Below are 1,759 nucleotides of genomic sequence, written 5' to 3'. Positions count from 1 at the left end.
GGCCCACCCTGCGCCGGAAGGTTGAGGATCTTGTGGGTGGGGGAGGATACCCGGATTCGTCTTTCGTTCGGCCGTGTCGTAGACTGGCTCGTCGGTCCTGGTACACCCCTGTGCCCGGTCCGATCCAGGTAGCCGAATCCGGAAGGTGAAGCGCTCAAGTATGGCCAAAAAACAAGGGGCCATCGAGATCGAGGGCACCGTCGTCGAGTCTCTGCCGAACGCCATGTTCAAGGTGGAGCTCCAGAACGGCCACCAGGTCCTCGCGCACATCAGCGGCAAGATGCGGATGCACTACATCCGTATCCTTCCCGACGACCGGGTCGTGGTGGAGCTGTCTCCCTACGACCTGACTCGTGGACGGATCGTCTACCGCTACAAGTAGATCGAGCCAGCACCTCGCTCCCGTGGGGTGATGGCCTGACCCGGAGAACCTCACATCCCATGAAGGTCAAGCCGAGCGTCAAGAAGATCTGCGACAAGTGCAAGGTGATCCGCCGTCACGGCCGGGTCATGGTCATCTGCGACAACCTGCGCCACAAGCAGCGCCAGGGCTGACGCACGGGCCGGCACGCACTAGCCGCCTCTTCTCGCGACGCGAGCAACACGTACATACGCAGTCACCCGTTCCGTGACACCACGCGCCCAGGGCGCGTGTGCGGGACGACACCCCCGGTCGGAGGCCGGGGACCTCGGCCGGAGGCCGGGGAGCGGTGCTGTGGTAGACCTCCGACAACTCACAGGAGCCACGTTCATGGCACGCCTTGAAGGCGTTGACCTTCCGCGCGACAAGCGCATCGAGGTCGCCCTCACCTACGTCTTCGGCATCGGTCGCACCCGATCGCAGGAGACCCTGAAGAACACCGGTGTGAACCCGGACACCCGCGTCCGCGACCTGGGCGAGGAAGACCTCGTCAAGATCCGTGAGTACGTCGACGAGAACTTCCAGACCGAGGGTGACCTCCGTCGCGAGATTCAGGCCGACATCCGCCGCAAGGTCGAGATCGGCAACTACCAGGGTCTGCGTCACCGCCGTGGCCTGCCGGTCCGTGGTCAGCGCACCAAGACGAACGCGCGTACCCGCAAGGGCCCGCGTCGCGCCATCGCCGGCAAGAAGAAGCCGGGCAAGAAGTAGTCCGCACCGGACGCTGCTGCGGGCGGGTGACCCAGTCGTCAGCAGTCACCGGCTGTCGCCGGCTTTCCCACCCACCCGCATGACATCGCGGTCCGGATGTAGGACCGACCACCTCCACGGGAGAGAATCCATATGCCTCCGAAGGGCCGTACGGCCGGCGCCAAGAAGGTGCGCCGCAAGGAGAAGAAGAACGTCGCCCACGGGCACGCTCACATCAAGAGCACGTTCAACAACACCATCGTTTCGATCACCGACCCCACGGGCAACGTGATCTCCTGGGCCTCGGCCGGCCACGTCGGCTTCAAGGGCTCGCGCAAGTCGACCCCGTTCGCCGCGCAGATGGCCGCCGAGTCGGCCGCCCGCCGCGCGCAGGAGCACGGCATGCGCAAGGTCGACGTCTTCGTGAAGGGTCCCGGCTCCGGCCGTGAGACCGCGATCCGTTCGCTCCAGGCCACCGGCCTGGAGGTCGGCTCCATCCAGGACGTCACCCCCACCCCGCACAACGGCTGCCGCCCGCCCAAGCGCCGCCGCGTCTGACGTCGGACGTCGGACGACGTCACTGCGGGACGTTCCACACCTTCGGGGCTCACGGAGGTTCGCCGTCCGTGAGCCCCGAAGGTACGGGAG

At 66.2% G+C, this 1,759-nt stretch carries 4 protein-coding genes; all 4 read left to right on the top strand.

The window, feature by feature from the left end; translation table 11 throughout:
* Window positions 1-160 precede the first annotated feature (160 nt).
* On the top strand, window positions 161-382 hold the full coding sequence (infA, locus tag GL263_RS26010) for a translation initiation factor IF-1 (protein ID WP_003948620.1): 222 nt from the start codon (window positions 161-163) through the stop codon (window positions 380-382).
* Window positions 383-441: 59 nt separating this feature from the next.
* A complete protein-coding gene (gene rpmJ / locus GL263_RS26005) occupies window positions 442-555 on the top strand; it encodes a 50S ribosomal protein L36 (RefSeq protein ID WP_003956441.1) in 114 nt (37 codons plus the stop codon).
* Window positions 556-751: 196 nt separating this feature from the next.
* Complete coding sequence (rpsM, locus tag GL263_RS26000) at window positions 752-1,132, top strand: 30S ribosomal protein S13 (RefSeq protein WP_143647881.1); 381 nt, start codon at window positions 752-754, stop codon at window positions 1,130-1,132.
* A gap of 132 nt (window positions 1,133-1,264) precedes the next feature.
* Window positions 1,265-1,669, top strand: a complete 405-nt coding sequence (gene rpsK, locus GL263_RS25995; protein ID WP_004571845.1) for a 30S ribosomal protein S11 — start codon at window positions 1,265-1,267, stop codon at window positions 1,667-1,669.
* Window positions 1,670-1,759 lie beyond the last annotated feature (90 nt).

This window comes from Streptomyces durbertensis, from assembly GCF_014156695.1.
In the GTDB taxonomy this organism is placed as follows: domain Bacteria; phylum Actinomycetota; class Actinomycetes; order Streptomycetales; family Streptomycetaceae; genus Streptomyces; species Streptomyces durbertensis.
The sequence above is the reverse complement of the archived record's forward strand: the minus strand, read 5'-3'. Positions and strand labels throughout refer to the sequence as shown.